General features: G+C 39.9%; 23 protein-coding genes and 1 riboswitch. Of the genes, 3 read left to right on the forward strand and 20 right to left on the reverse strand.

Annotated features, from left to right (window positions below; genetic code table 11):
* Positions 1 to 21: 21 nt before the first annotated feature.
* From L1999_RS22765 to L1999_RS22790, 6 genes are all read right to left on the reverse strand, one after another.
* Complete coding sequence (locus L1999_RS22765) at positions 22 to 1,857, reverse strand: PAS domain-containing sensor histidine kinase (RefSeq protein ID WP_235740639.1); 1,836 nt, start codon at positions 1,855 to 1,857, stop codon at positions 22 to 24.
* Between the two features lie 257 nt (positions 1,858 to 2,114).
* Positions 2,115 to 2,339 carry a spore germination transcription factor GerE gene (gene gerE, locus L1999_RS22770; protein ID WP_007087335.1) on the reverse strand — a complete coding sequence of 75 codons (225 nt, stop codon included), beginning with the start codon at positions 2,337 to 2,339 and terminating at the stop codon, positions 2,115 to 2,117.
* Positions 2,340 to 2,504: 165 nt separating this feature from the next.
* The gene (locus L1999_RS22775; RefSeq protein ID WP_235740640.1) at positions 2,505 to 3,089 is read right to left on the reverse strand and encodes a class D sortase; all 585 of its coding nucleotides are present in this window, start codon (positions 3,087 to 3,089) and stop codon (positions 2,505 to 2,507) included.
* Positions 3,090 to 3,231: 142 nt separating this feature from the next.
* On the reverse strand, positions 3,232 to 3,996 hold the full coding sequence (gene sdhB / locus L1999_RS22780) for a succinate dehydrogenase iron-sulfur subunit (protein ID WP_144564368.1): 765 nt from the start codon (positions 3,994 to 3,996) through the stop codon (positions 3,232 to 3,234).
* 21 nt (positions 3,997 to 4,017) lie between these two features.
* A complete protein-coding gene (sdhA, locus tag L1999_RS22785) occupies positions 4,018 to 5,769 on the reverse strand; it encodes a succinate dehydrogenase flavoprotein subunit (protein ID WP_215043979.1) in 1,752 nt (583 codons plus the stop codon).
* 51 nt (positions 5,770 to 5,820) lie between these two features.
* Positions 5,821 to 6,432, reverse strand: coding sequence for a succinate dehydrogenase cytochrome b558 subunit (locus tag L1999_RS22790; RefSeq protein WP_235740641.1), 612 nt, complete (start codon positions 6,430 to 6,432; stop codon positions 5,821 to 5,823).
* Positions 6,433 to 6,864: 432 nt separating this feature from the next.
* Here L1999_RS22790 and L1999_RS22795 point away from each other — a divergent pair, with 432 nt between their 5' ends.
* The gene (locus L1999_RS22795) at positions 6,865 to 7,320 is read left to right on the forward strand and encodes a YslB family protein (protein ID WP_235740642.1); all 456 of its coding nucleotides are present in this window, start codon (positions 6,865 to 6,867) and stop codon (positions 7,318 to 7,320) included.
* Between the two features lie 91 nt (positions 7,321 to 7,411).
* Here the strand turns inward: L1999_RS22795 and L1999_RS22800 are convergent, their stop codons facing one another.
* The 13 genes from L1999_RS22800 to zapA all read right to left on the reverse strand — a co-directional run bounded on the left by L1999_RS22800 (position 7,412) and on the right by zapA (position 22,281).
* A complete protein-coding gene (locus L1999_RS22800; protein ID WP_235740643.1) occupies positions 7,412 to 8,632 on the reverse strand; it encodes an aspartate kinase in 1,221 nt (406 codons plus the stop codon).
* Between the two features lie 115 nt (positions 8,633 to 8,747).
* Positions 8,748 to 8,925: riboswitch (Lysine riboswitch) on the reverse strand.
* A gap of 66 nt (positions 8,926 to 8,991) precedes the next feature.
* Positions 8,992 to 10,764, reverse strand: coding sequence for an excinuclease ABC subunit UvrC (gene uvrC / locus L1999_RS22805; RefSeq protein WP_235740644.1), 1,773 nt, complete (start codon positions 10,762 to 10,764; stop codon positions 8,992 to 8,994).
* A gap of 130 nt (positions 10,765 to 10,894) precedes the next feature.
* On the reverse strand, positions 10,895 to 11,209 hold the full coding sequence (gene trxA, locus L1999_RS22810; RefSeq protein ID WP_215043989.1) for a thioredoxin: 315 nt from the start codon (positions 11,207 to 11,209) through the stop codon (positions 10,895 to 10,897).
* Between the two features lie 208 nt (positions 11,210 to 11,417).
* On the reverse strand, positions 11,418 to 12,395 hold the full coding sequence (locus tag L1999_RS22815; protein ID WP_235740645.1) for an electron transfer flavoprotein subunit alpha/FixB family protein: 978 nt from the start codon (positions 12,393 to 12,395) through the stop codon (positions 11,418 to 11,420).
* 38 nt (positions 12,396 to 12,433) lie between these two features.
* Positions 12,434 to 13,207, reverse strand: a complete 774-nt coding sequence (locus tag L1999_RS22820; protein ID WP_235740646.1) for an electron transfer flavoprotein subunit beta/FixA family protein — start codon at positions 13,205 to 13,207, stop codon at positions 12,434 to 12,436.
* Positions 13,208 to 13,315: 108 nt separating this feature from the next.
* The gene (locus tag L1999_RS22825; protein WP_235740647.1) at positions 13,316 to 14,089 is read right to left on the reverse strand and encodes an enoyl-CoA hydratase; all 774 of its coding nucleotides are present in this window, start codon (positions 14,087 to 14,089) and stop codon (positions 13,316 to 13,318) included.
* Between the two features lie 22 nt (positions 14,090 to 14,111).
* The gene (locus L1999_RS22830; protein ID WP_235740648.1) at positions 14,112 to 14,696 is read right to left on the reverse strand and encodes a fatty acid metabolism transcriptional regulator FadR; all 585 of its coding nucleotides are present in this window, start codon (positions 14,694 to 14,696) and stop codon (positions 14,112 to 14,114) included.
* Between the two features lie 190 nt (positions 14,697 to 14,886).
* The gene (locus L1999_RS22835) at positions 14,887 to 16,593 is read right to left on the reverse strand and encodes an AMP-binding protein (RefSeq protein WP_235740649.1); all 1,707 of its coding nucleotides are present in this window, start codon (positions 16,591 to 16,593) and stop codon (positions 14,887 to 14,889) included.
* A 278-nt stretch (positions 16,594 to 16,871) separates the two neighbouring features.
* Positions 16,872 to 17,279: a DUF350 domain-containing protein gene (locus tag L1999_RS22840; protein WP_215044001.1), complete on the reverse strand. Its 408-nt coding sequence runs from the start codon at positions 17,277 to 17,279 to the stop codon at positions 16,872 to 16,874.
* Between the two features lie 18 nt (positions 17,280 to 17,297).
* Positions 17,298 to 19,655: an endonuclease MutS2 gene (locus L1999_RS22845; RefSeq protein ID WP_235740650.1), complete on the reverse strand. Its 2,358-nt coding sequence runs from the start codon at positions 19,653 to 19,655 to the stop codon at positions 17,298 to 17,300.
* Between the two features lie 18 nt (positions 19,656 to 19,673).
* Positions 19,674 to 21,389, reverse strand: a complete 1,716-nt coding sequence (polX, locus tag L1999_RS22850; protein WP_235740651.1) for a DNA polymerase/3'-5' exonuclease PolX — start codon at positions 21,387 to 21,389, stop codon at positions 19,674 to 19,676.
* Between the two features lie 82 nt (positions 21,390 to 21,471).
* On the reverse strand, positions 21,472 to 22,014 hold the full coding sequence (locus L1999_RS22855; RefSeq protein WP_235740652.1) for a CvpA family protein: 543 nt from the start codon (positions 22,012 to 22,014) through the stop codon (positions 21,472 to 21,474).
* A 6-nt stretch (positions 22,015 to 22,020) separates the two neighbouring features.
* Complete coding sequence (zapA, locus tag L1999_RS22860) at positions 22,021 to 22,281, reverse strand: cell division protein ZapA (protein WP_235740653.1); 261 nt, start codon at positions 22,279 to 22,281, stop codon at positions 22,021 to 22,023.
* Positions 22,282 to 22,412: 131 nt separating this feature from the next.
* Here zapA and rnhC point away from each other — a divergent pair, with 131 nt between their 5' ends.
* Both rnhC and L1999_RS22870 read left to right on the forward strand, forming a co-directional pair.
* Entirely contained in the window at positions 22,413 to 23,366 is a 954-nt protein-coding gene (gene rnhC / locus L1999_RS22865; RefSeq protein ID WP_235740654.1) for a ribonuclease HIII, read from the forward strand.
* Between the two features lie 47 nt (positions 23,367 to 23,413).
* Positions 23,414 to 23,716: a 4a-hydroxytetrahydrobiopterin dehydratase gene (locus L1999_RS22870; protein WP_235740655.1), complete on the forward strand. Its 303-nt coding sequence runs from the start codon at positions 23,414 to 23,416 to the stop codon at positions 23,714 to 23,716.
* Positions 23,717 to 23,862: 146 nt separating this feature from the next.
* On the opposite strand, the gene L1999_RS22875 is transcribed toward L1999_RS22870, so the two are convergent.
* Complete coding sequence (locus L1999_RS22875; RefSeq protein WP_235740656.1) at positions 23,863 to 24,840, reverse strand: nuclease-related domain-containing protein; 978 nt, start codon at positions 24,838 to 24,840, stop codon at positions 23,863 to 23,865.
* Between the last annotated feature and the right edge of the window lie 48 nt (positions 24,841 to 24,888).

Consider the following 24,888-nt stretch of genomic DNA (forward strand, 5'->3'; position numbering starts at 1 on the left):
TTTTTATGACCCTAGGTATTCTTAATGAAGTCTTTTACTTGCAATGGGTAAGATCACTTCTATTAAAGTCCCCTGCTCATCGCTCCAAATATTAATGGTTCCACCATGGTTTTCAATGATTTGTTTTGAAATCATCACTCCAAGTCCAGTACCGTCTTCTTTGGTAGTGAAAAAAGGCTCCCCCACACGTTTTAATATTTCTTGTGACATACCCTTTCCCGTGTCTTGAAAGAAGACCTTTACCATATTAAGGCCGTACTGTTTCACCTCAATAGTGATAAGCCCGCCCTCTGGCATCGCCTCTATGGCATTTTTTAAAATGTTGATAAACACCTGCTTTAACTGATTCCGATCACAATTAATGGTAAAGTTATGATAATTGTAATGGGTCTCGATTTGAATTCCATTGATAATGGCCTGTGTATCAATCAACGTCTTAACATTTTCCAGCAGGGTGATGAGATCAACGGCTTCAAATTTTAATTCATGTGGTTTGGCCATGACCAGAAGCTCACTTAAAATCAATTCAATCCTGTCCATTTCAGACTGGATGATTTCAAAGTAAGGCCTATTTCGCTCCTCTTCTGACTCCATCAACTGTAGAAAACCTTTAATGGCGGTGAGGGGATTTCGTACCTCATGAGCAATTCCCGCAGCCAGTTGTCCTGCTACATTTAACTTCTCGGAATTAAGCAGGAGTTCATGGGTCTTTTTTCGTTCGGTAATATCCCGAATGATGATATGCCTCGCCCGGTTATTCTGATAAATGGTTGGAATTCCTTTCACTTCGGCTACAAATTGAGAGCCATCTAAGCGCAGGAGCTTATACTCGATAAAGTCTGTGACATTACCAGACGTCTCGATTTGCTGACGCTCCTTGGCTATCTCATGATAGTCCGAATGGATAAGATCAGCCATTGTCCGATTAAGAATATCCTTTTTATTTGATGCCCCGAATAATTTAGCACCTGTTTCATTGATAAAGAGAATCTCGGCATCTTTTGCAATAATAACGGCATCTGGTGAATACTCAACTAGATCTCGATACGTTTCTTCCCGTCTTTTTGCTTCTGTTATATCTCTTATTACACTGACAATCTCTAAAACATGCAGAGTATCATGGGCGATGATTGGTTTACAAAGCGATTCCACCCACATATATTCACCGCTATTTTTTCGGACACGGTAGCTGTCTCGTCCATGTTCTTGGCCGTCGAGGACCTTTCTTCGGTTTTGATAGGCGTGCTCAACATCCTCTGGATGGACAAACGACAAAATATTTTGGTTCAACACTTCATTTGGATCATAACCGAGAATATATTCACAGGAAGGAGAAACATAAACAATTTCTCCTTGCAAGTTTGTACTGACAATAACATCGAGGATATTATCAGTTAAAACACGCTGCATTTCTTCTACTTTTCTTATTTCTTCTTTTTTTCTTTTTAATTCCGTTATGTCTTTCCCGACTGCGCTAACCCCGACGATTTGGTCATCTTCACTAATCGGGATAAAAGTTATATTTAAATCAAGAATTTGTCCATTTTTTGTGATGATCTTGGTATCAAAGTTTGGAAAACGGCCTACTACCGCATTGCTAAAATGATGGAACACCTTATTTATGTGGTCGATGGGAAATAGAAATTGAAGTTTTAACTCGTCCGCTTCCACGAGTGAAAAACCAGTTAATTGTAGGAATGCCGGATTCGATTGAACAACACGACCTTCAATATCCAATACAAAAATGCTATCTTCGTTGCAGGAAAATAACGTTTCATATCTGCGGTGATTTTCTTTCAAATATTTTAATAAAAGCATTCTCTTTTCACTTTTAATCGCTTCAACAGGACTGTTCATCTCTCTCTTTCCGTTCCTTTCTCCCCTAATAATACCTAAATAATGATCACTCTAATTTTCATTTTAAGTTTTACTGATAAAACTTTCAATAGATTTCTACTATTTTCCATTAACTTATGTTATCTTCTAAACTAGCTAAAGAAAGAAGAATTTGCATGTTTCAGTTAGGGAAACTAGCGTAAGAAAGTCTGTTTTTATTTTTCTAAAAAAACATTTCCATAAAAATGAACGGCCCCCAAAATGGAAGCCGGTCATTATTAAAGTTCTAGCTCTCCCATACGAAGGAGCTCTACAACAGCTTGTGAACGCCCTTTGACACCAAGCTTTTGCATGGCATTTGAAATGTGATTCCTTACTGTTTTTTCGCTTATAAATAATTCACCAGCGATTTCTTTCGTTGTTTTGTCTTGTACTAATAGTTCGAATACTTCTCTTTCCCGTTTGGTGAGTAATGGCTTGTGATTATAATCATTCTCCTTCAAGTATTGTAACCCTCCTTGCCTTCGCCAGTAATGTATCGTGGGATGGGTGTATATTTAGTCACCATATCTTATGTAAACGATACAAATGGAGTGACTATAATTGACTGAAAGGAGTGGGTTTTTATTAAAAAATCACAAAATTATTCCAACTTTTTTATTCTTTGTTTAGGAGTTAATTATTTTTGCATAAATAATGTATCGTTTTGGCGCATTACCAACATAATGAAACGGATAACATGTGGTCAGGATTAATTCTTCCTGCTGTTTTTGTAACGTAATAATGCTTTTATCGTTTGCTTTAACAATTTTTGTACGGACGATCTCGTAGGTATAATTCCCATATGGCATCTGTATCTTTAACTGGTTACCTATTTTTAGCTCGCCTAATTTGCGAAAAACCGTATCCCGATGACCCGACAAGACGATTTGCCCCTTATCACCCGGAAAATAAGAGCCCTTATAATGGCCTACTCCCTTTTCAAGATCATCCGGGTCTGTTCCTTCGACGATGGCCAATTCTGCTTTAATGTTTGGAATCTTTAAAATGCCAACAGTATCTCCTATAGCGGGAGGTGTACTAGTATCTAGTTTCCTCTTATCTGCAGCAACCGGCTGTTTCTGGCTGATGATTTCCTTTGCCTGCTGAAGAGACGTAGTAGATTTTACTTTTGTATGGGCATATTGCCAAGCACCAACACCCAATAGAATAAGTCCAATTACAATAAGAAAAAAGGGGAATTTTCTTTTCACCTTGAATACCTGCCTTTAATGAGGTTCATTTGTTCAAGTATACCAAAAAGTGACACGATTGGACTATTGAAACTATTGCCTAAAAAAAGAAAAACCTTCTTTCCTAAACAGGAAAGAAGGTTTTATGAGGCCGATATAACGTTTAGTTACCACTATCGCTTCCAAAGAAGTTTCTAAATGCTTGCATCGTGGCAGCACGGTTAACCGCTGCAATCGACGTTGTAATAGGAATTCCTTTTGGACATGCCTGTACACAGTTTTGCGAATTCCCGCAGCCCTGCATACCGCCATCCTCCATAAAAGCATTTAAACGTTCTGCCGCGTTCATTTCACCTGTTGGATGTGCGTTGAATAAGCGAACTTGGTTAAATACTGCTGGTCCCATAAAGTTTGTTTTACTATTCACATTTGGACAAGCCTCTAGACAAACACCACAAGTCATACATTTAGAAAGCTCATATGCCCACTGACGTTTTCTTTCAGGCATCCGTGGTCCAGGTCCTAAATCATAGGTTCCATCAATCGGAATCCAGGCTTTTACCTTTTTCAAGGAATCAAACATTCTGCTCCGATCAACGGAAAGATCACGAACAACAGGGAATGTTTTCATTGGTGCCAGGCGAATCGGCTGTTCTAACTGATCAACCAAGGCCGAACAAGATTGACGAGGCTTCCCGTTAATCACCATTGAACAGGCACCGCAAACCTCTTCAAGACAGTTCATTTCCCAAGTGACTGGAGTAGTCGTTTTCCCTTGTGCATTTACTGGATTTTTACGTATTTCCATCAATGCCGAAATAACGTTCATATTCGGACGGTATGGAATTTCGAATGTCTCCTCATAAGGAGCAGCATCTGGACTATCTTGACGAGTAATGATAAAAGTTACCTTTTTATTTTCAGACATGTTTCCCTACTCCCCTTTCTATTAATGTTTTGTTGTGTAATCGCGCTTCCTTGGCTGAATTAATGAAACGTCGATCTCTTCGTAATGGAAAGCTGGAGCAGTTTTAGAATCAACGAATTTAGCCATCGTTGTTTTCATAAATTCCTCATCATTCCGTTCAGGGAAATCTGGTTTATAATGAGCACCACGGCTCTCGTTCCGGTTATACGCACCGATCGTAATAACACGGGCCAATTGCAGCATGTTCTGTAATTGTCTTGTGAAAGCTGCCCCTTGGTTGCTCCATTTGGAAGTATCATTGATATTGATGTGTTGATAACGCTCCAATAGTTCTTGAATCTTTTCATCTGTTTTTAACAGCTTGTCATTATAACGGACAACCGTTACGTTATCTGTCATCCATTCGCCAAGCTCTTTATGAAGAACATAGGCATTTTCGGTACCATCTAAAGTCATGATATTATTCCACTTTTCTTCCTGCTCTTTCACATGACGATCGAATACAGTAGAAGAAATAGCATCTGAACTCTTTTCAAGTCCTTCGATATATTTAACAACATTAGGACCTGCTACCATACCACCGTAAACAGCTGATAACAAGGAGTTTGCACCAAGACGGTTTGCACCGTGCTGTGAATAATCACACTCACCAGCAGCAAATAAACCTTTGATACTAGTCATTTGATCATAATCAACCCATAGTCCACCCATTGAGTAGTGAACCGCAGGGAAAATCTTCATTGGCACTTTACGAGGGTTATCACCCATGAATTTCTCATAAATCTCGATAATACCGCCAAGTTTTACATCAAGTTCATGCGGATCCTTGTGAGATAAATCAAGGAATACCATGTTTTCGCCATTAATACCAAGCTTTTGACGAACACATACATCAAAGATTTCACGAGTTGCAATATCACGTGGTACTAAGTTTCCATAAGCAGGATATTTTTCCTCAAGGAAGTACCATGGTTTTCCGTCTTTATAGGTCCAAATACGACCGCCTTCACCACGTGCAGATTCACTCATTAAACGAAGCTTATCATCACCAGGAATAGCAGTTGGATGGATTTGGATCATTTCACCGTTTGCATAGTAAGCGCCTTGCTGATACACGATTGATGCTGCAGATCCTGTGTTAATAACCGAGTTAGTTGACTTTCCGAAAATAATCCCAGGCCCGCCCGTTGCCATGATCACAGCATCTGCTGCAAAGGATTTAATTTCCATTGTTTTTAAGTTTTGGCAGACAACGCCGCGGCAAACTTGTTCATCATCTAAAACTGCACCAAGGAATTCCCAGCCTTCATATTTCGTTACTAATCCATCTACTTCATGGCGGCGAACCTGCTCATCAAGTGCATAGAGAAGCTGCTGTCCTGTAGTTGCTCCAGCAAACGCTGTCCGGTGATGCTGTGTCCCCCCAAAGCGACGGAAATCTAGTAAACCTTCAGGTGTACGGTTAAACATAACTCCCATACGGTCAAATAGATTAATAATACCAGGTGCTGCATCACACATCGCCTTAACTGGAGGCTGATTCGCTAAGAAATCCCCGCCATAAATGGTATCGTCAAAGTGAATCCACGGGGAATCCCCTTCCCCTTTTGTATTTACTGCTCCATTAATACCACCTTGGGCACAAACAGAGTGAGAACGTTTAACTGGTACCAGCGAAAAAAGCTCTACCGGTGTTCCTGATTCTGCCACTTTGATCGTAGCCATTAGGCCTGCAAGACCGCCGCCGACTACAATCACTTTTCCTTTACCCATTTGTGACTCACTCCTTCTAATCCAAATACAATTTTTTCCGACTACAATCTATTAAGAAATAAACGCTATTAAAGTTTGAATGCTTATTAATGAAAGAATAACGAACACACCAATCGTCACGTATGTAGTAATTTGTTGTGAACGTGGTGACACGGTAATTCCCCAGCTTACTAAAAATGACCATAAACCATTGGCAAAGTGGAAAATAGCTGAGAGAATCCCAATTAAATAGAATCCAAACATGAATGGTGATGATAGAATATCATGCATCATATCAAAGTTTACCTCAGTCCCAAATGCCGCCGCCACACGAGTTTGCCATACATGCCAAGCAATAAAGATTAAGGTTAAAACGCCTGTAATACGCTGCAGCATGTACATCCAGTTTCTAAAAGTGCCAAACCTATTAACATTGCTACTTCCGGTAAAGGCAATATAAAGTCCATAGATTGCATGATATAACAATGGTAAATAGATAAGAACTGTTTCCAGGATGATCTTGAAAGGAAGATTCCCCATGAAACCTGCTGCCTTATTAAAGGATTCAGGTCCCCCTGTAACAAAATGGTTGACGACAAGATGCTGCGTTACAAATAATCCAATCGGTATAACACCTAGCAATGAGTGCAATCTTCGATTTACAAACTCTCGATTACCCGCCATAATTTTACCCCCCTTTTAGTTTTAAAAAAATGTTGTTTTTCAGCTTTCTTTTTTATTACTTTACGATTTCATAATTGACACCACTTCCACTGTGACAATTATGTGACATGTTCATTTTACTCCTGTCATTTAAGAGCGTCAAGAAAACGGATACAGATTCTTTAGCAAAAACAGAAAATTTTTAAAATATATTGATATTATACTAAACATGCATCTTGTAAGGGTTTACAAGTTATGAATATATATAAATCCCAATCTTTTCAATCTATTTCCAACATCTAACTGGTAGAAATTTTCCACTAGTGGAAATAATAATTATGATGAGAAACAGGATTAAATATTGCACGATAATTAATTTAATCTTAATAAAACTGATAATGAAATCCGAGTTAAATTGTATATAATAGAATGATAGGAAAGAGGGGAAACATTGTGAAAGAAAGTACTGTCGTCGATGTAAGTTTGACCACTTCAGAACCGCGTACCATATCGATCTTCGGATATGAATTAATTAGGGAAATCCTTCTGCCTGAGATTCTTGGGAAGGATGCACCAGAAATATTATATTGGGCAGGTAAACGGCTGGCTCGGAAGTATCCATTAACTGATTTTGATCAGGTTATTGATTTTTTCAATCAAGCTTCATGGGGTCAATTGGAAATAAAAAAAGAAAACAAAAATGAACTTGAGATTGAACTGTTTAGCCCCTTGATTGTATCAAGGGTTAAATCAAAGGCTGAGCATTTCTTCCAGCTTGAAGCAGGCTTCCTCGCCCAGCAAATGGAACTTCAAAAAGGAGTTATCGCCGAAGCCTTCGAGCACCCCGTCAAAAAAGAAAACAAAGTGCAATTTACCGTCAAATGGGACATAAAAGACTCGTTCGAGTAATCCAGTCCCTCGAGTAAATACCATTGCACCGTTATCAATCGTGTCAGGTCCCCTTTCGGTGCCTGACACCATTTTTACTATTTTTTCTATCTTATTGTTGTTTGCCCAGTTCGAAGGCTGTGTGCAGGGCTTCGACTGCTTTTAACATATTTTTTTCTTCTACTACCGCTGAAACTTTAATTTCGGATGTGCTGACCATTTTGATTTGAATATCGTTTTCGGCAAGTACCTTAAACATTTTCGCTGCGACACCTGGATTGGAAATCATTCCTGAACCGACAATGGATACTTTAGCTAATTTATTTTCTGCATCTAGCTGTTCATAACCTAATTCTGTTTTATTATCTTCGAGTACCTTCAGCGTTTCTAAAAGATCATTTGTTTGGATTGAGAATGACAGATTAGCTGTTCCGCCTTCCGTTGTGCTTTGAATAATAATATCTACATTGAGATGATTTTGTGCTAGAGTTGTAAAAATAGTTGATAAACTTGTAATCGAGTTAGTCAACCCCAAGACGCTAACTCTTGTAATTTCGTCCTCAAATGCCACTCCGCGTACCACTAAATTTTGTTCCATCGTTGCTTCCTCCTCGATCACTGTTCCTTCTTCTTTCTCCATGCTTGATCTGACCACAAGCTGTACATTGTAATTTTTAGCAAACTCTACTGCTCTGGGATGAAGCACACCTGCACCTAAATTGGCCAACTCGAGCATTTCATCATATGAAACAGATAATAGTTTTCGGGCATCTTTTATATATCTTGGATCCGTCGTAAACACGCCGGTTACATCTGTATAAATATCACACTTATCCGCTTTTAAAGCTGCTGCTAAAGCAACTGCGGTTGTATCTGATCCACCGCGGCCTAATGTTGTGATTTCGCAATCCTCGGTTACCCCTTGGAAACCCGCAACAACGACAACCTTTCCAGTTGAAATTTGAGCTTGAATCGCTTTTGTATCGATTTTGGCAATTCGAGCATTCCCATGTACAGGTTCAGTAACAATTCCTGCCTGCCAGCCTGTAAAAGATACGGCTTCCAGTCCTTGTTGTTGTAAAGCCATAGAAAGTAATGCAATCGTAACCTGCTCGCCTGTAGACAAAAGCATATCCATTTCACGCTTGCTGGGCTCCTTCGTTATATCCTTGGCCAAGCTTACAAGCTGGTCCGTTGATTTTCCCATCGCAGACACGACAACAACCACATCATTGCCCCGTTCTTTTTCCTCTCTTACACATGCGGCAACATTTAGGATTCTTTCAACACTTCCAACGGAAGTGCCGCCAAATTTTTGTACAACTAAACCCATCTTTTTCCCCTACTTTCAAATTTCTGTCACTAGTATGCTAGTAAAATAAAAAAAGCAATGAGAAGGGTATCTCATTGCTTTTTGAACACGAACATAAAAATTCCTGTGCAAATAACGTTAAGATAGCTCTCCAAGACATCGTCTTGACAATTCTGGATTTCTTCAATACAGAACCAGCAAAAGAAGGATATGAGTTCTTCTTTACTTCGGCGAACCTTCCCTTTCATGATCCTTCATCGAAGCTCATCCTTCTCAGAACCATTACTATTGAATTTCGCACCTCTACCTTCACTTTATTACGATAAAGTGACTGATTAAATTTTCACCATTATAGCATGTTCATTTTTATATGACAATAATTATTGACGAAGTTTTTCAATTAATTCCTCTGCGACATTGGTTGGAATACCAAGCGCAGTAAATTCCTCCAGACTGGCTTCCTTCATCTTTTTCACTGATCCAAACTGTTTTAGCAATAATTTTTTTCGTTTTTCACCAATTCCTGGAATATCGTCGAGTAATGATTGAAAAGCACTTTTTCCGCGAATTTGCCGGTGGAAGGTAATCGCAAAACGGTGGACTTCATCCTGAATCCGCTGCAGCAAATAAAACTCCTGGCTATTTCTCGCTAACGGCACAATTTCAAGCGGATTTCCATAAAGCAGCTGCGAAGTGCGGTGCTTCTCATCCTTCACAAGACCTGCCAGCGGGACATCTAAACCAAGCTCATTTTCGAGAACATCCCGAACCGCCTCCACATGTCCTTTCCCACCATCAATAATAATTAAATCTGGCAGCGGCAGATCTTCTTTCAGGGCTCTTGAATATCGTCTTCTTGTGACTTCCCGCATCGATTCATAATCATCAGGGCCGATCACTGACTTAATTTTATATTTTCGATATTCGCGTTTGTTTGCTTTTCCATCTGTAAAAACAACCATCGCTGAGACGGGGTCTGTCCCTTGTATATTAGAGTTATCAAATGACTCAATTCTGTAAGGGGTATAGATTCCTAGAAGTTCGCCTAGATTTTCAACCGCTTTAATTGTTCGTTCCTCATCTTTTTCGATCAGTGAGAATTTTTCCGTTAAGGCAATGTCGGCATTTTTAATGGCCATTTTAACGAGGTCCTTTTTGGCACCTCTTTGCGGCTGTAGTACCTTTACTTCTAGCAGTTGTTCGGCCAACTGAAGATCTACTTCATCTTGAATTAAAATCTCTTTTGGCTTAAAATGATTGGCTTTTGTATAAAATTGACCAAGGAATGTCAAGATTTCTTCCTCAGGTTCATTGTAGATTGGGAACATAGAAACGTCCCGCTCGATTAACTTGCCTTGACGGACAAAAAACACCTGTACACACATCCAGCCTTTGTCGACTGCATATCCAAACACATCGCGGTCGGTAAAATCGTTCATCGTGATTTTTTGCTTTTCCATAATGGTCTCAATGTGAACAATTTTATCGCGGAACTCCTTAGCACGTTCAAAATCAAGTTCTTCTGCCGCCGCAGTCATTTTTTCTGTTAACTCATTCTTTATTTCCTTATAACCGCCATTTAAAAAACGGGTGATTTCATCCGTCATTTGTTTATATTGATCTTCCCGTACTTCATTAACGCATGGTGCAAGGCATTGTCCTAGATGGTAATACAAGCAGACTCGGTCAGGCAACGTAGAGCACTTACGTAACGGATATATTCGGTCGAGCAGCTTTTTGGTTTCATTTGCCGCCATGACATTTGGATAAGGCCCAAAGTACTTTCCTTTATCCTTTTTCACTTTTCTTGTAATGATTAGTTTCGGATGTCTTTCCGCTGTTAATTTGATAAACGGATATGTTTTGTCATCCTTGAGCATGATGTTGTATTTTGGATCATATTTCTTTATCAGGTTTAATTCAAGCAGCAGCGCTTCTATATTTGAAGAGGTAACAATATACTCAAAGTCCTCGATTTCGTTAACAAGTCGTAATGTCTTCCCATCGTGTGAACCGTTAAAGTAAGAACGTACACGGTTCTTCAAAACTTTCGCTTTCCCCACATAAATAATCGTACCCTGACGGTCTTTCATTAAGTAGCAGCCAGGCTGATCAGGCAGCAGGGTTAATTTTTGCTTTATAATTTCATTCATTCCGGCCACTCCTCCGTCCTTTTTTCATACCATATAAAATTCTAATGCAAAGTTACGATAAAGGGAAGTGGAGACTACTGTAAAAAAATAAGAACCCCAGCCGGAGCATGAGGTTCTTACAAAAATAAGCTTAAACGTGCTTTTCTAATACGCTTGCTAGCGCATCTTTAGGCTGGAAGCCAACTACTTTGTCTACTACTTCGCCGTCTTTCAATACCAACAAAGTTGGAATGCTCATTACACCAAAGTTAGCAGCCGTTTGTGGGTTGTCATCCACATCAAGCTTGGTGATTTTTACTTTTTCGCCCATTTCTGCGTCAAGTTCTTCAAGAACGGGAGCAATCATTTTACAAGGTCCGCACCATGGTGCCCAGAAATCTACAAGCACAAGACCTGAACCTGTTTCAGCCGTGAAATTTTGATCGGTTACATGTGAAATAGCCATTTATATTGACCTCCTAATAAATACTGAAATACTACGGAAAGTATAACATTTGTTTGTCATATCACGCTAATAATATGTCTCGCAAATAATTTTCCCTTTTTTACTGTAAGTATTCTATTCATAACCATGTAAAAAAGCGAGCCATACACCGCCCGCTTTTTAGTATTGACCTGCATTTCCGTTAGTAAACCGTCCTGGCTATAGTTTATTAAGAATGAACTTTTAGTTTTTTAAATTCTTCTGTTAACAGTGGCACGACTTCGAATAAATCACCAACGATGCCGTAGTCCGCCACTTTAAAAATGTTGGCTTCCGGGTCTTTGTTAATCGCGACAATAACCTTGGAATTAGACATTCCAGCTAAGTGCTGAATAGCCCCTGAAATACCGCAAGCTATATACAAGTCTGGTGTCACAACCTTACCAGTCTGGCCAATTTGTAAAGAGTAGTCACAATAATCCGCATCACAAGCACCACGGGAAGCTCCGACTGCGCCTCCTAATACTTTTGCTAATTCTTTTAATGGCGCAAATCCTTCGGCACTTTTTACACCGCGGCCGCCAGAGATTACGACTTTTGCTTCACTTAAATCTACACCCTCACTAGCTTTTCTGACCACTTCCTTGATAATTGCACGAAGATCCTTGATTTCAACAGACAGAGACGAGACCTCGCCTGTTCTGCTTTCATCCTTTACGGAAGGTGCAATATTATTTGGACGAACAGTGGCAAAAATCATCCCGTCGGTAACAATTTTCTTTTCAAATGCTTTACCAGAGTAGATCGGTCTTGTAAATACAATATTTCCCCCAGCAGCTTCAACTGCCGTAGCATCGGAAATGAGGCCGGATGAAAGTTTCCCGGCAATTCGAGGGGCTAAATCTTTTCCTAATGCAGTATGCCCTAACACTAATCCTTCAGGCTTTTCTTGGTCAATGACTGCCAATAGGGCTTGGGCAAAACCGTCAGAGGTATATTGCTTTAACTTCTCATTCTCTACGACCACTACGCGGTCTGCTCCATATTGGATCAACTCTGCACCTAAAGCGCTTACAGTTTCACCAACTATAACTCCAACAACTTCTCCGCCCTCTGCCACTGTTTTTGCTGCAGCAACTGCTTCGAAAGAAACATTACGTAAAGATCCGTCACGAACTTCTCCTAATACCAATACTTTTCTTGACATTCGATTACCCTCCTGTAAACAATTTTTATGTGAATGGATTAGATTACTTTTGCTTCCGTATGAAGAAGTTGAACTAGTTCTTTCACTTGATCATTTAAATCTCCTGCTAAAACCTTTCCTGCTTCTTTCTTTGCCGGTAAGTATATTTCGATCGTTTTGGTTTTGGCTTCTACGTCATCTTCTTCCAGATCGAGGTCGTCTAACTCTAATTCTTCAAGCGGCTTTTTCTTTGCCTTCATAATCCCTGGCAGAGAAGGGTAGCGTGGCTCGTTAAGGCCTTGCTGTGCCGTAACCAATAACGGCAGGCTGGTTCCAATTACTTCGGAATCTCCCTCTACATCCCGAGTTACTGTAACGCTTGTTCCATCAATTTCTAACTTCGTAATCGTTGTAACGTAGGGAATATTAAGCAATTCAGCCACGCGTGGGCCAACTTGTCCTGAACCGCCATCAATCGCGACATTGCCCCCTAAAATTAAATCCGCATTTTTATCTTTTAAATATTCGGCAAGAATTTTTGCAGTCGTAAATTGATCTCCATTTTCTACATCATCTTCGATATTAATAAGAACGGCCTTGTCTGCTCCCATTGCAAGAGCTGTACGTAATTGCTTTTCAGATTCCTCACTGCCTACGGATATTACCGTTACGTCACCGCCATTGGCATCACGAACCTGAATTGCTTCTTCAATTGCATATTCATCATATGGATTGATGATGAATTCTGCACCATCCTCGTTGATTTTGCCGCCAGAAATGGCAATCTTCTCTTCCGTATCAAAGGTTCTTTTCATTAATACATAAATGTTCATGGTTTCCCTCCTAGTAAATTTCAAACATTAACTCAGTTCAAAAGATTGAGAAAATTATTGGCAAAAAAATTTTATTAGAACTTCGAGACAGGTCTCTGCCGTCAGAAGTTATGCCCCTTTAAAACTAGGCTCCCGCTTTTCAAGGAAGGCCTGGATTCCTTCTTTTGCATCCTTTGAAACAAATACCTCGCCAAATAACTCGGCTTCCCTTTTTGTTCCTTCGTAAAATTCTTCTGTTTTTGCATAATTTAATAATTCAATGGCTGCCCGAATAGAACCAGGGCTTTTCTTAGCAATTTTACCAGCAAGCTTATAGGTTTCATCTAATAGTTGACTTTCTGGGAAGGCACGAGTGGCTAAACCATATTGGACTGCCTCCATACCGGAAATTGGTTCAGAGGTAAACAGCATTTCCGCAGCCCGGGCAACGCCTACATATTTAGGTAAACGCTGTGTACCCGCAAATCCTGGGATTAACCCAAGTTGCAGCTCAGGAAGACCAAGCTTGGCATTTTCGGTTACATAGCGGATATGGCATGCCATCGCCAATTCGAGTCCGCCGCCAAGTGCGGCACCATGGATAGCAGCAATAATTGGCTTTGGAAACTTTTCCATCCGATCGAATAGATCCTGCCCATACTTGCCAAGGTTTGCAAATCCATCTGCTGAAGTCACAGTCGTAAATTCTTTAATGTCGGCTCCCGCCGAGAAAAATCGTCCTTCGCCATGAATGATAATAACCCCAATCTCACCGTTTGGTTCAATTTCATCAAGTACTGCTGACAATTCTTTCAACAGACCTGATGAAAGTGCATTTGCGGGCGGACGCTCGATCGTAATCGTGGCAATCCGATCCTGATACGACCATTTTAAGTATTCCAATGCTACTCCCCCTTTTCATTCCTCACCTTTTCCCACAGCCGTTAATCAACAGTCGATGGACTGGGGATGCCAGAGACAATAAATCATACTTTTCCTCGTTCATCACCCATGATGTAACAGTCTCGTCGATTGTCCCGAAGATCATTTGCCGGGCTAGACGAACATCAAGATCACTAGAAAACTCCCCTGTTTCTTTTCCTTCTAAAATGATTTTGTCTATCACCTGTAAATATCCTCTAAGAACCGTATTGATTCTTAAGCGTAATTCTTTATTGGATTGACGTAACTCCAATTGAGTAACAATTGCCATATGGTGATCCTCAGATAGAAGTTGGAAATGGGTTTCAATCATCATTAATAACTTCTCTTCCGCTGTGACTTTTCCTGCTATTTTTTCTTCAATTTTTTCAACGAATTCGCCCATCTTTTCTTCAAAGAGAGAGATAAGGATGTCTTCTTTGTTTTTAAAATATAGATAAATCGTTCCATCAGCCACCCCTGCCTGTTTCGCTATTTTGGAAACTTGGGCTTGATGGTACCCATTTTCAGCAATCACAATAACCGCTGCATCTATAATTTGCATATATTTTGGTTTGCTCTTTTTCACATAATCCACCCTCTTGAAGAAGTCTTTCTTGTAATCTTACCAAATAAAAAAAAGAAATTATGAATGAATCATCATTCATAATTTTATAATAGAATTTAAATTATCTGCTGTCAAGAAATACTACCCATTCATCCTAATATAAATCGATTGGTGTGACAAGCCTTCCTGCCCAAAAAAAAATAATTCAAGGCTAGGCATGTTTTTGGGTGTCTTGCTCTATTTTTTGTTTTTCTTCTTCCACTAGTGTTCTTCTTAATATTTTACCTATTGCTGTTTTCGGTAATTCTTTTCTAAATTCATACACTCTTGGTGCTTTATATGCGGCCAAGTATTTCCTTGCAAATTGATTCATTTCCTCCGCTGTCACGTTGGAACCTTCTTTTAAGACAAGATAGGCTTTCACGGTTTCACCACGGTATGGGTCAGGAACACCGGCAGCAACGGCCTCAACTACATCTGGATGTTCATAAAGTACTTCTTCAATTTCTCGAGGATAGATATTAAAGCCACCCGCAATAATCATATCCTTTTTACGGTCCACCACATAAAAATATCCCTTATCATCCATGTAACCCAGATCACCGGTATAAAGCCAGCCAGCCTTAAGGACCTCCTCGGTTTCTTTTGGACGGTTCCAGTAGCCCTTCATAATTTGTGGTCCTTTGATCACAATTTCACCAATTTCGCCAACCGGCATTGGTTCACCCGTTTCAACCGACAAAATGAGGGAATCTGTGTCTGGATAGGGAACACCGATACTGCCTTTTACTCTTGGAACATCCCATAAAAAGTTGGAATGAGTAACAGGAGAAGCTTCAGATAAACCATAGCCTTCAACCAGCTTCCCACCGGTTATTTCCTCAAACTTTTGTTGTATTTCAACTGGAAGTGGTGCAGACCCGCTGATACATGAATCAATCGAGGAAAGATCATATTTTTTTAAATCTGGGTGATTCAATAAGCCAATATAGATGGTTGGCGCACCTGGAAATAGGGTGGGCCGCTGTTTGTGAATGGTTTTCAGTGTTGTTTGGGCATCAAATTTAGGTAATAAAATCATTTTACAGGCCATTTTAATTGATAAAATCATCACTGTGGTCATTCCGTAAACATGGAAGAACGGTAAAATACCTAAAACAGATTCTTCTCCCGGTTTACATTTGTATAACCAGGCTTCAATCATACAAGTGTTGGCGATTAAGTTTTTATGGGTCAGCATAACTCCTTTTGGATAACCCGTTGTTCCCCCGGTATATTGTAGCAGGGCAATATCTTCAGCTGGATTAAATTCAGGACGGTTTACTTCTTTTGAGTTGGTTTTGATTATTTCGGTGAGCAGATGGGCGTTTCCTTCATGTTTTACTTTTACAACAATCCCATATTGCTTTTTCTGGATGAAGGGATAGATAAGATTTTTAGGAAATGGCAAGTAGTCTTTGATAGCGGTTACAATAATCTGTTGTAAGTTCGTCTGCGGCATAACTTTAGTGACTCGTGGATAAAGGATGTCTAGGGTGATAATAGCTTTTGATCCGGAGTCTTTCATTTGGTACTCCAGTTCTCGTTCTGTATATAAAGGATTCGTTTGAACAACGATTCCCCCTGCCATTAATATCCCAAAATAACTAATGACGGATTGAGGAGTATTAGGAAGCATAATGGCAACTCGGTCATCCTTCTGGATGCCAATGGATTGCTGTAGATAACTGGCAACACTTAACGCTTCTTCATAAAGTTGTTTATAGGTTAACTCCTTACCCATAAAATGAATGGCGATTTTCTCCGGAAATTCTCTGGCAGCATTGACTAAGTATTCTTGTACTGGTTCACTGGAGTATTCAAGTGTGGCAGGAATTTCCTCAGGATAAAGGTCCAACCATGGTTTTGACTCCAACATAAGTACCCCCTTTTTTATCTATATTTGGAAAAAATTAAACTCTCTTCTATTATAGTACACCACTACACAATAGACAATGAGACTTTTAATTCTGGTACAGGACCAATGAGCTTAAATACTTTATTGCCTCATCTATACAACAAAAAAATCATCGCCAAATGACTTTAGCGATGATTTTTATTAGGCGAAAAACACCATATAGATAATGCCGATCAGTAAAAATAAACCGCACAATCCCAGCAGTACTTTGGCTAATGTCTCCACTATTTCTTCTCTCCTTACGAAATTCCTGCACCAATTACAAAGGACAACCCAATCGAGATAATCAGTGACATCAAACCAACCGCTCTGTTATCATTTTGAATTTCCTCATCAATCTTAAATTTAGGTGTTAAAAATTCAAAGATAAAATAGCCGGCAAGCAGCAAGGCAAATCCGAAAACACCCCAGCCCACCATTTCAAGTAAGGAATTGTTTTCCTTAATGGAAGCCCGAAAAATATTAGCCAGCCCCAATATTTTTCCACCGGTTGCCATTGCCACAGCCAGATTTCCTTTTTTTATTTCTTCCCAATTTTTATATTTGGTTACCATTTCAAAAACAGCTAAAAAGACAACCATACATAAAATCACAACACTGTAATATGCAGCAATTTGAATATACCTATTCTCCCAAAACTGGTCCATTACGTATCTCCCCGGGTATTATTTAAATTCAACGATGGTTACCCCTGAACCACCTTCACCGGCTTCTCCAAAGCGGATTTTCTTAACGGAACGGTGGTTTTTTAAATATTCTTGTACACCCTGTCTTAACGCTCCGGTCCCTTTTCCATGGATAATCGATACGCGCGGATAACTTGCCAGAAGAGCATCATCAATATATTTTTCTACCTTCATAAGGGCATCCTCATACCTTTCCCCACGAAGATCCAATTCCAGTTTAACTAGCGTGTCCCGTCCTTTTACAATCGCCATAGGTCTGGTTTCCACTTGTTTTGGTGTACTCAAGTACTCCATATCCTTCTCTTTGACTTTCATCTTCAAAATCCCAATTTGAACGTGCCATTCATTGTCTGAAACTTTGTCCACCAGGGTTCCCTTTTGACCAAAGGTCAAGACCTTGACCTCATCACCCGGTGTAAACATATGCTTTTTCGTTTTCTTATTGGCCAATTTATCGGATTTCTTAATTTCAGGTGCCGCTTGTTCCAGCCGTTTTTTCGCATCAATGAGTTCATGCTCTTTAATATCTGCGTGTTTTTCTGTTCTCATTTTGCGCAAATCACGGATAACCTTCTCTGCCTCTTGTTTGGCCTCATCCACAATATCAGCAGCCTTTTCAGCTGCCTTTTCCATCATTGTATCTTTTTTATCATAATACTCGATCAGTTGTTTTTGTAAATCTTGATGAAGCTTTTCCGCCTGCTTTAAAAAGTCACGTGCTTCTTCATGTTCCCGCTCTGCCGCGCGTTTGCTTTCCTCAAGTGAAGCAATCATTTTATCAATTTGATTGGTGTCTTCACTCACATGTGAGCGGGCTGCATCAATAACCCGATCATTTAAACCCAAACGTTTCGAAATTTCGAAGGCATTACTTCGGCCGGGTACTCCCAATAATAATTTATACGTTGGACTTAAGGTCTCCACATTAAATTCTACACTTGCATTTAAGACACCCTCGCGATTATAACCATAGGCCTTTAATTCTGGGTAATGGGTCGTCGCAATGACCCTTGCGCCGCGCCTGTGCACTTCGTCTAAAATCGAAATCGCTAATGCAGCACCCTCTTGTGGGTCAGTACCTGCACCGAGCTCGTCAAATAACACTAGGCTGTTAAAATCAACCCGATCTAATATATCCACTATGTTAACCATGTGGGACGAAAACGTACTCAAGCTTTGTTCAATCGACTGCTCATCACCAATATCGGCATAGACAGCATCAAAAACCGCCAGTTCCGATCCATCCTGCGCTGGTACCTGCAGTCCCGCTTGTGCCATTAACGAGCATAGGCCAAGCGTTTTTAAGGTAACGGTTTTACCACCGGTATTGGGACCGGTTATGACAATCGTTGTATATTCTTTTCCAAGCATAATATCATTGGCCACAACCTCATCAATCGGAATGAGCGGATGACGGGCTTTATATAAAGCAATTCTTCCTTCATCATTCATAATTGGCATGGATGCCTTTATTTTTTTACTATATTTCGCTTTTGCAAAAATAAAGTCTAGGTTGGCTAAAATATCGACAATCACTTTGAGTTCGCTTTCGTACTCAGCCGTTTTGGCAGACAACTCTGTCAGAATTCGTTCAATTTCCAGCTGTTCCTTGACACGAATATCTTGAAGCTGGTTATTCAATTGAACAATGACCTGCGGCTCAATGAATAGAGTTTGTCCAGAAGAACTTTGATCGTGAATAATCCCGCCATAGTGGCCGCGATACTCTTGTTTTACCGGGATAACAAAGCGGTCATTCCGGATGGTCACGATTGCATCGGACAACATTTTTGCTGCGTTTGAAGAACGGATCATACTTTCTAGGCGTTCACGAATACGCGATTCATTTGCTCTGAGCTGATGCCTTAGTGTGCGCAGCAAATCACTCGCACTATCTAACACCTCGCCGCTTTCATCAATCGCATGCTTAATTTCATGTTCCAGATTGGTGAGCGGAATAATATCTCCTACCTGTTCCACAAGGATAGGCAGTTCCGTCCTCTCTTCAGCAAGTTCCTCTATAAATCGTTTCATTTGGCGGCTGGCATGGATTGTACTTGCAACATGGACCAGCTCATGTGCGCTCAAAACGCCGCCAATTACCGAACGTTTTATATGGGCACGGATGTCGTGAATTCCTGATAAAGGAACATTTCCTTTTATCCGGATAACGGTTGCGGCCTCATCTGTTTCTGCTTGAAGTCTAACAACCTCTTCAAAGTCAGTAGAAGGCACTAAAGCCTTTATTTTATCTCTTCCGAGTGAAGAAGAGGCATGATCGAAAAGCTGTTCCTTTATTTTCGTAAATTCTAAAACTTTTAACGCTCTTTCGTGCATGGAGTTTCCCCCCTTTTCTTATCTTTGATGTAAAAATTCAAGTAAGTCATATTTATCTAATGCATTGATCACTGTCGATTTTTTAATCCAGCCTTTTTTGGCGGCCGAAACCCCAATTTCCATATGCTTTAATGTATCCAATTGATGGGCATCCGTGTTAATCAGGATTTTAACGCCATTTTCTTGGGCTTTTCGTAAATACTCTGCTGCTAAATCGAGACGATTAGGGTTTGCATTTAATTCTAATGCCGTATTCGTCTCTTTGGCTAATTGGATCAATAAGTCAACATCGACATCATAACCTTCCCGGCGGCCAATTTTTCTGCCGGTTGGGTGGGCGATTAAATCGACATGTGCATTTTCAAGTGCTGTCTTTAGCCGTGCCATAATCTTTTCCCTTGGCTGGCTGAAGGCCGAATGAATCGAGGCAATAACAAAATCCATTTCTGCTAATAACTCATCATCATAGTCTAGAGTACCGTCTGGTAAAATATCCATCTCTACACCCGATAGGATGAGGATATCATCATATTTTTGATTTAATTTTTTAATTTCTTCTTTTTGCCTTAACAATCTCTCACGAGTAAGACCGTTTGCCACCTTTAAATACTGCGAGTGGTCGGTGATCGCCATGTATTGATAGCCTCTAGCCCGGCAGGCTTCAACCATTTCCTCAATTGTATGAGCCCCGTCACTCCAGGTGGTATGCATATGCAAATCACCCTTAATATCTGCAAGTTCAATTAATTCTTCAGACGCCGAGAATTGCTCTACTTCTTTTCCATCCTCGCGAATTTCCGGCGGAATAAATGGTAAATCAAAATGTTTGAAAAATTCTTCTTCCGATGAAAAAGTAAGAATCTCCCCAGTTTCTACATTTTCAACACCGTATTCACTTATTTTTTCTCCGCGTTCTTTGGCCAGCTGACGCATCCGGACATTATGGTCCTTGGATCCGGTAAAATGATGAAGCGTGGTGATAAATTCTTCCGGCTTGACGAGGCGGAAATCAACCGAGACATCATAATCCAGATCCAAGACAATGGATACCTTTGTATCCCCTGCACCAATTACTTCTTTAATTTGCGGCAGATTCAACAGTTGCGCACGGACCTTTTCCGGTTCGGTTGTCGCAATGATAAAATCTAGATCTTTAATGGTTTCTCGCATTCTTCTCAAGCTACCCGCTCTAGAAAACCGAAAGATATCCGTCATTTTTTCCAGTTTCGCTTCAATTTGGTCGGCGATTGGAAGCATATATGCCAGCGGAAGCCGCTCCGGCCTTGTTCCTACATTGGCGATGGCACTTAAGATTTTCTCTTCCGTCTTTTTGCCAAATCCAGCAAGAGCCTGTACCTGTCCAGCAAGGCACGCTTCTTTTAAACTGACCACATCGACAATCCCCAGTTCCTTATAGAGCTTGGCTATTTTCTTTCCACCAAGACCTGGGAGCTGCAGTAAAGGGATTAAGCCTGCTGGTACTTCTTCCTTCAGCTCCTTTAGAACGGTAGACTCACTATCTTTCATGTATTCATCCATGACTGCAGCAGTACCTTTGCCAATCCCGGAAATACTCGTAAAGTCTTCAATTTCTTCTAAGACGCGTTCATCTGTTTCAAGCGCGTTTGCTGCTTTGCGGAAAGCTGCAACTTTAAATGGGTTTTCACCCTTTAATTCCATATAAATCGCGATGGTTTCTAATAACCGAATTAATTCCTTTTTAGTGACTTCCATTATAAACACCTGCCCTATTTAGCATTATCATTTTATCCTATTTTTTGCAAGAATTAGAAAAACTCCTCTGCTACAGAGAAGTTCAAGCAGTTGTATATTCAATCCACAAGCTTTTGATTTGCTGTGAAAGGATAGGAGTGTGATTCACGATTGCTTTTGCCAACGAGGAGTGATCCAGTGCATCCTGAATAAATCCGATTGGAATTAGTGCTCCAATATATAATAAAATAAAGATGATTAAATAGACTTCACAAAAGCCTAATATTCCGCCAGCTACTATATTCAGCTGTTTTAAAACCGGCAAATGAGCAATAAAATCAAGCATAGAGCCGATAATTTGGAATAATATTTTTACAGCAAAAAAGATAATTACAAAGGCAATCGCCCTGTAAAAAGCACTCTCCATATCGGTTGAGCCGGTTAAAATCTTTAATTCCGGGGAATCACCGAAGTTTGGATAGGGAATCCATAAAATGAGTTTTGTGGAAAGTTCTTCATAGTAGGAAGTGGCGGCGACATATGCAATAATAAATCCTAACAGATGAACGAGCTGGAGAATGAAACCCCTTTTAAGTCCAACAAAGAATCCCATAATGAGTAAAATAATAATGGCTAAACCTAACATATTTTTTTAGTCCTTTTCTTTTTGTAGTTCTGCTTGCAGCCGTTCTAACTGATCTTTGATTTTAATATAATCATTGACGGCATTTACCGCAGTAAGAACAGCTAGTTTATTTACGTCTAGAGTTGGATTCTTATAACTAATTTCGCGCATTTTGTCGTCAACTAACGATGCCACAAGTCGAACATGACTTGGACTTTCCGTACCCATTATGACGTATTGCTGTCCGTATATAGCAACGGTTGTTTTGTGTTTTTGAATATTTGACAACGTAAAGCCTCCATTCCAGAATCCTACTCTATACTATAACACGAACGTACATAAGTCGAAAAGTCAAACAAATTAAAAATGAAACGCTAGTTTTAATCCAATCAGAAATTTTATAGAAATGTGGTGTCTAAGTGGGAAATGTTGTCCTTAATTTAGAAATGGTGAAGATCAATGAAATGAAAAACTATTATTCCAAGCAGCTTTTAGATAAAAACATTCCCGGAAGTGTGTTTGCTGCCAAAACTCCGGCCTGTATGATTACGGCCTATAAATCCGGAAAGGTTTTATTTCAGGGTAACGATAGTGAATCAGAGGCTGGAAAATGGGGCAGCAGTGCTGCTGGTGTTCCAAGTAAAAAACCTTCTGCAGTCAAGGGGAAGGCCGGGGCAAAAGGCGATCTTCCTTCAGGTATTGGCGGGATGTCAGCCATCGGTTCGGACGAGGTTGGCACGGGTGACTTTTTTGGACCGATTACGGTTGTAGCAGCCTATGTAAGAAAAGAAGATATTCCGTTATTAAAAGAATTAGGCGTACGCGATTCAAAGGATTTGAATGATGAAAAAATCATCTCAATTGCCAAAGTCATTAAGGATGTGGTTCCTTTTAGCTTGATGACCTTGAAAAATGAAAAATATAATCAGGTGCAAGGTTCCGGAATGTCCCAAGGGAAGATGAAAGCACTGCTCCATAATCAGGCCATTTTAAAGGTATTGGAGAAGATATCCCCTGTGAAGCCGGAGGCGATATTAATTGACCAATTTGTCCAGCCTAGTACTTATTTTCAGCATCTGAAAGGACAGAAGGCGATTGCCAATAAAGATGTGTATTTTAGTACGAAAGCTGAAGGAATTCATCTTGCCGTTGCTGCGGCTAGTATCCTGGCACGATACGCGTTCATTCAGTATATTGATAAGCTTAGTGAGGCGGCAGGATTTAAGATTCCTAAGGGGGCTGGAGCACAGGTGGATGTGGCAGCGGCCAAACTGATTTTGAGTAAAGGACGGGAAAGTCTTCCTTCCTTTGTCAAACTACATTTTGCCAATACCGACAAGGCGATGGCGATTGTTAATAAAAAACGGAACTAAGTCGTTAAGATGCGTATCTGTGAATAGAGTTATTGGAGGGGTCTTGAGTGGCAAATAAATTAAGTTTATCAGAAATCGATCAAGCTCTAGCCGGATTACCAGGATGGAAGTTAGATGGTAAATTCATTGTTAAAAAATATCGTTTCCGGGAGTTTTTGAGTGGGGTAGCATTTGTAAATGAAATCGCGGAGCTGTCCGAAGAGAAAAATCATCACCCTTTTATTGCCATTGATTATAAATTAGTGACTCTACGGCTTACTTCTTGGAATGCAGGGGGATTGACGGATTTGGATATGGCATTGGCGAAGGTTTATGATGAAATTTATGAAAAAAGTAGGGTTCATGACTAATTTGGTGTTTCTTTTTTTGAGAATGCGGTTTAAAAATTTGTTTGCATTTTTTTATCAGCAGTTTTTAGTTACTTATCAGCACTTTTTGTATGTTTATCGTCACTTTCGAGCCATTTATCAGCGCAAATTTGAATTTATCAGCACTTTTACCAGGGGATGGTCTTCGGCGAATAGGACCTCCCTTTTTTTGTCTCTGGATCATAACTAAGATTTGCCGATATTAAAAATCGCTTTGAAGTATGAGGTGATGTTATATGGCAAAAATCTCGAAATTGTTGATTAGTTATTTGAGAATCAATTAGCAAAAAGTAGTCCATTAGAGCACTAATATGGGCATCTTTTGAATACGTCTTACAGGATGGACAGAACCATTTAGCTCTTTTTTCAATCATCGGAAAATAACTACAGCAGGGACAGAATACACCGATTGATAAATTATGCTTATTGATTCCATATTTCCGCAAAATATAGCTTGTGGGTACCGTATTCATTTTCATAAGAAGTCGACACAGCTTACGGAGATCCCTTGCCTCAAGGACAGGCTTCGTGTGTTGATTTTCAAAGTAACTGATTTTCTTTTGGAATACGTCTGCTTTACATACACGAGGCTTTACTTTATGAGTATTTTTCCCAGTAACAACATACGTGGAATAACTATTACTAATCACTACCTCGTATTCAATGGGGATGTTGGGGTATTTGTGCTCTTTTAAAAGCTTTCTTAAGTATTCTTGGTGTCTCTCTGCTTGGGTGATTGGATAGGGGTAACCTTTTTCTCTTTCATTATTTATCTGGATGAACTGCTCGTTTTCGGTATCAAATACCAACTTACCAGCCATATTTTTTATTTCAATAATTAGGGCGTATTCTGGTGATATGAGGAGGGTATCGATTTGACAGTTGTAATCACCATCAGGAAGGTTTAAATCGTGTAGAATCATGTATTTATCCTTAGGCAGGAACCTAAGATAGTAGTCAAACGCCACTTCACCTTGGAAACCAGCACGCCTCCTTCCTAACTCCTCTTGAATCTCTTGGTATTTTGGATGGTTAGGGGAAAGTCGCCGGCATAGGGCTTCTAAAATAAGTATAACTAGGGGAATTTTCCTTTCTTTTATAAGCAAATATGTTCACTCCTTTCGTTTTATCATAACTATTCTAATGGGAGACAC

The sequence above is a fragment of the Neobacillus drentensis genome (assembly GCF_021560175.1).
GTDB classification, from domain to species: domain Bacteria; phylum Bacillota; class Bacilli; order Bacillales; family Cytobacillaceae; genus Neobacillus; species Neobacillus drentensis_A.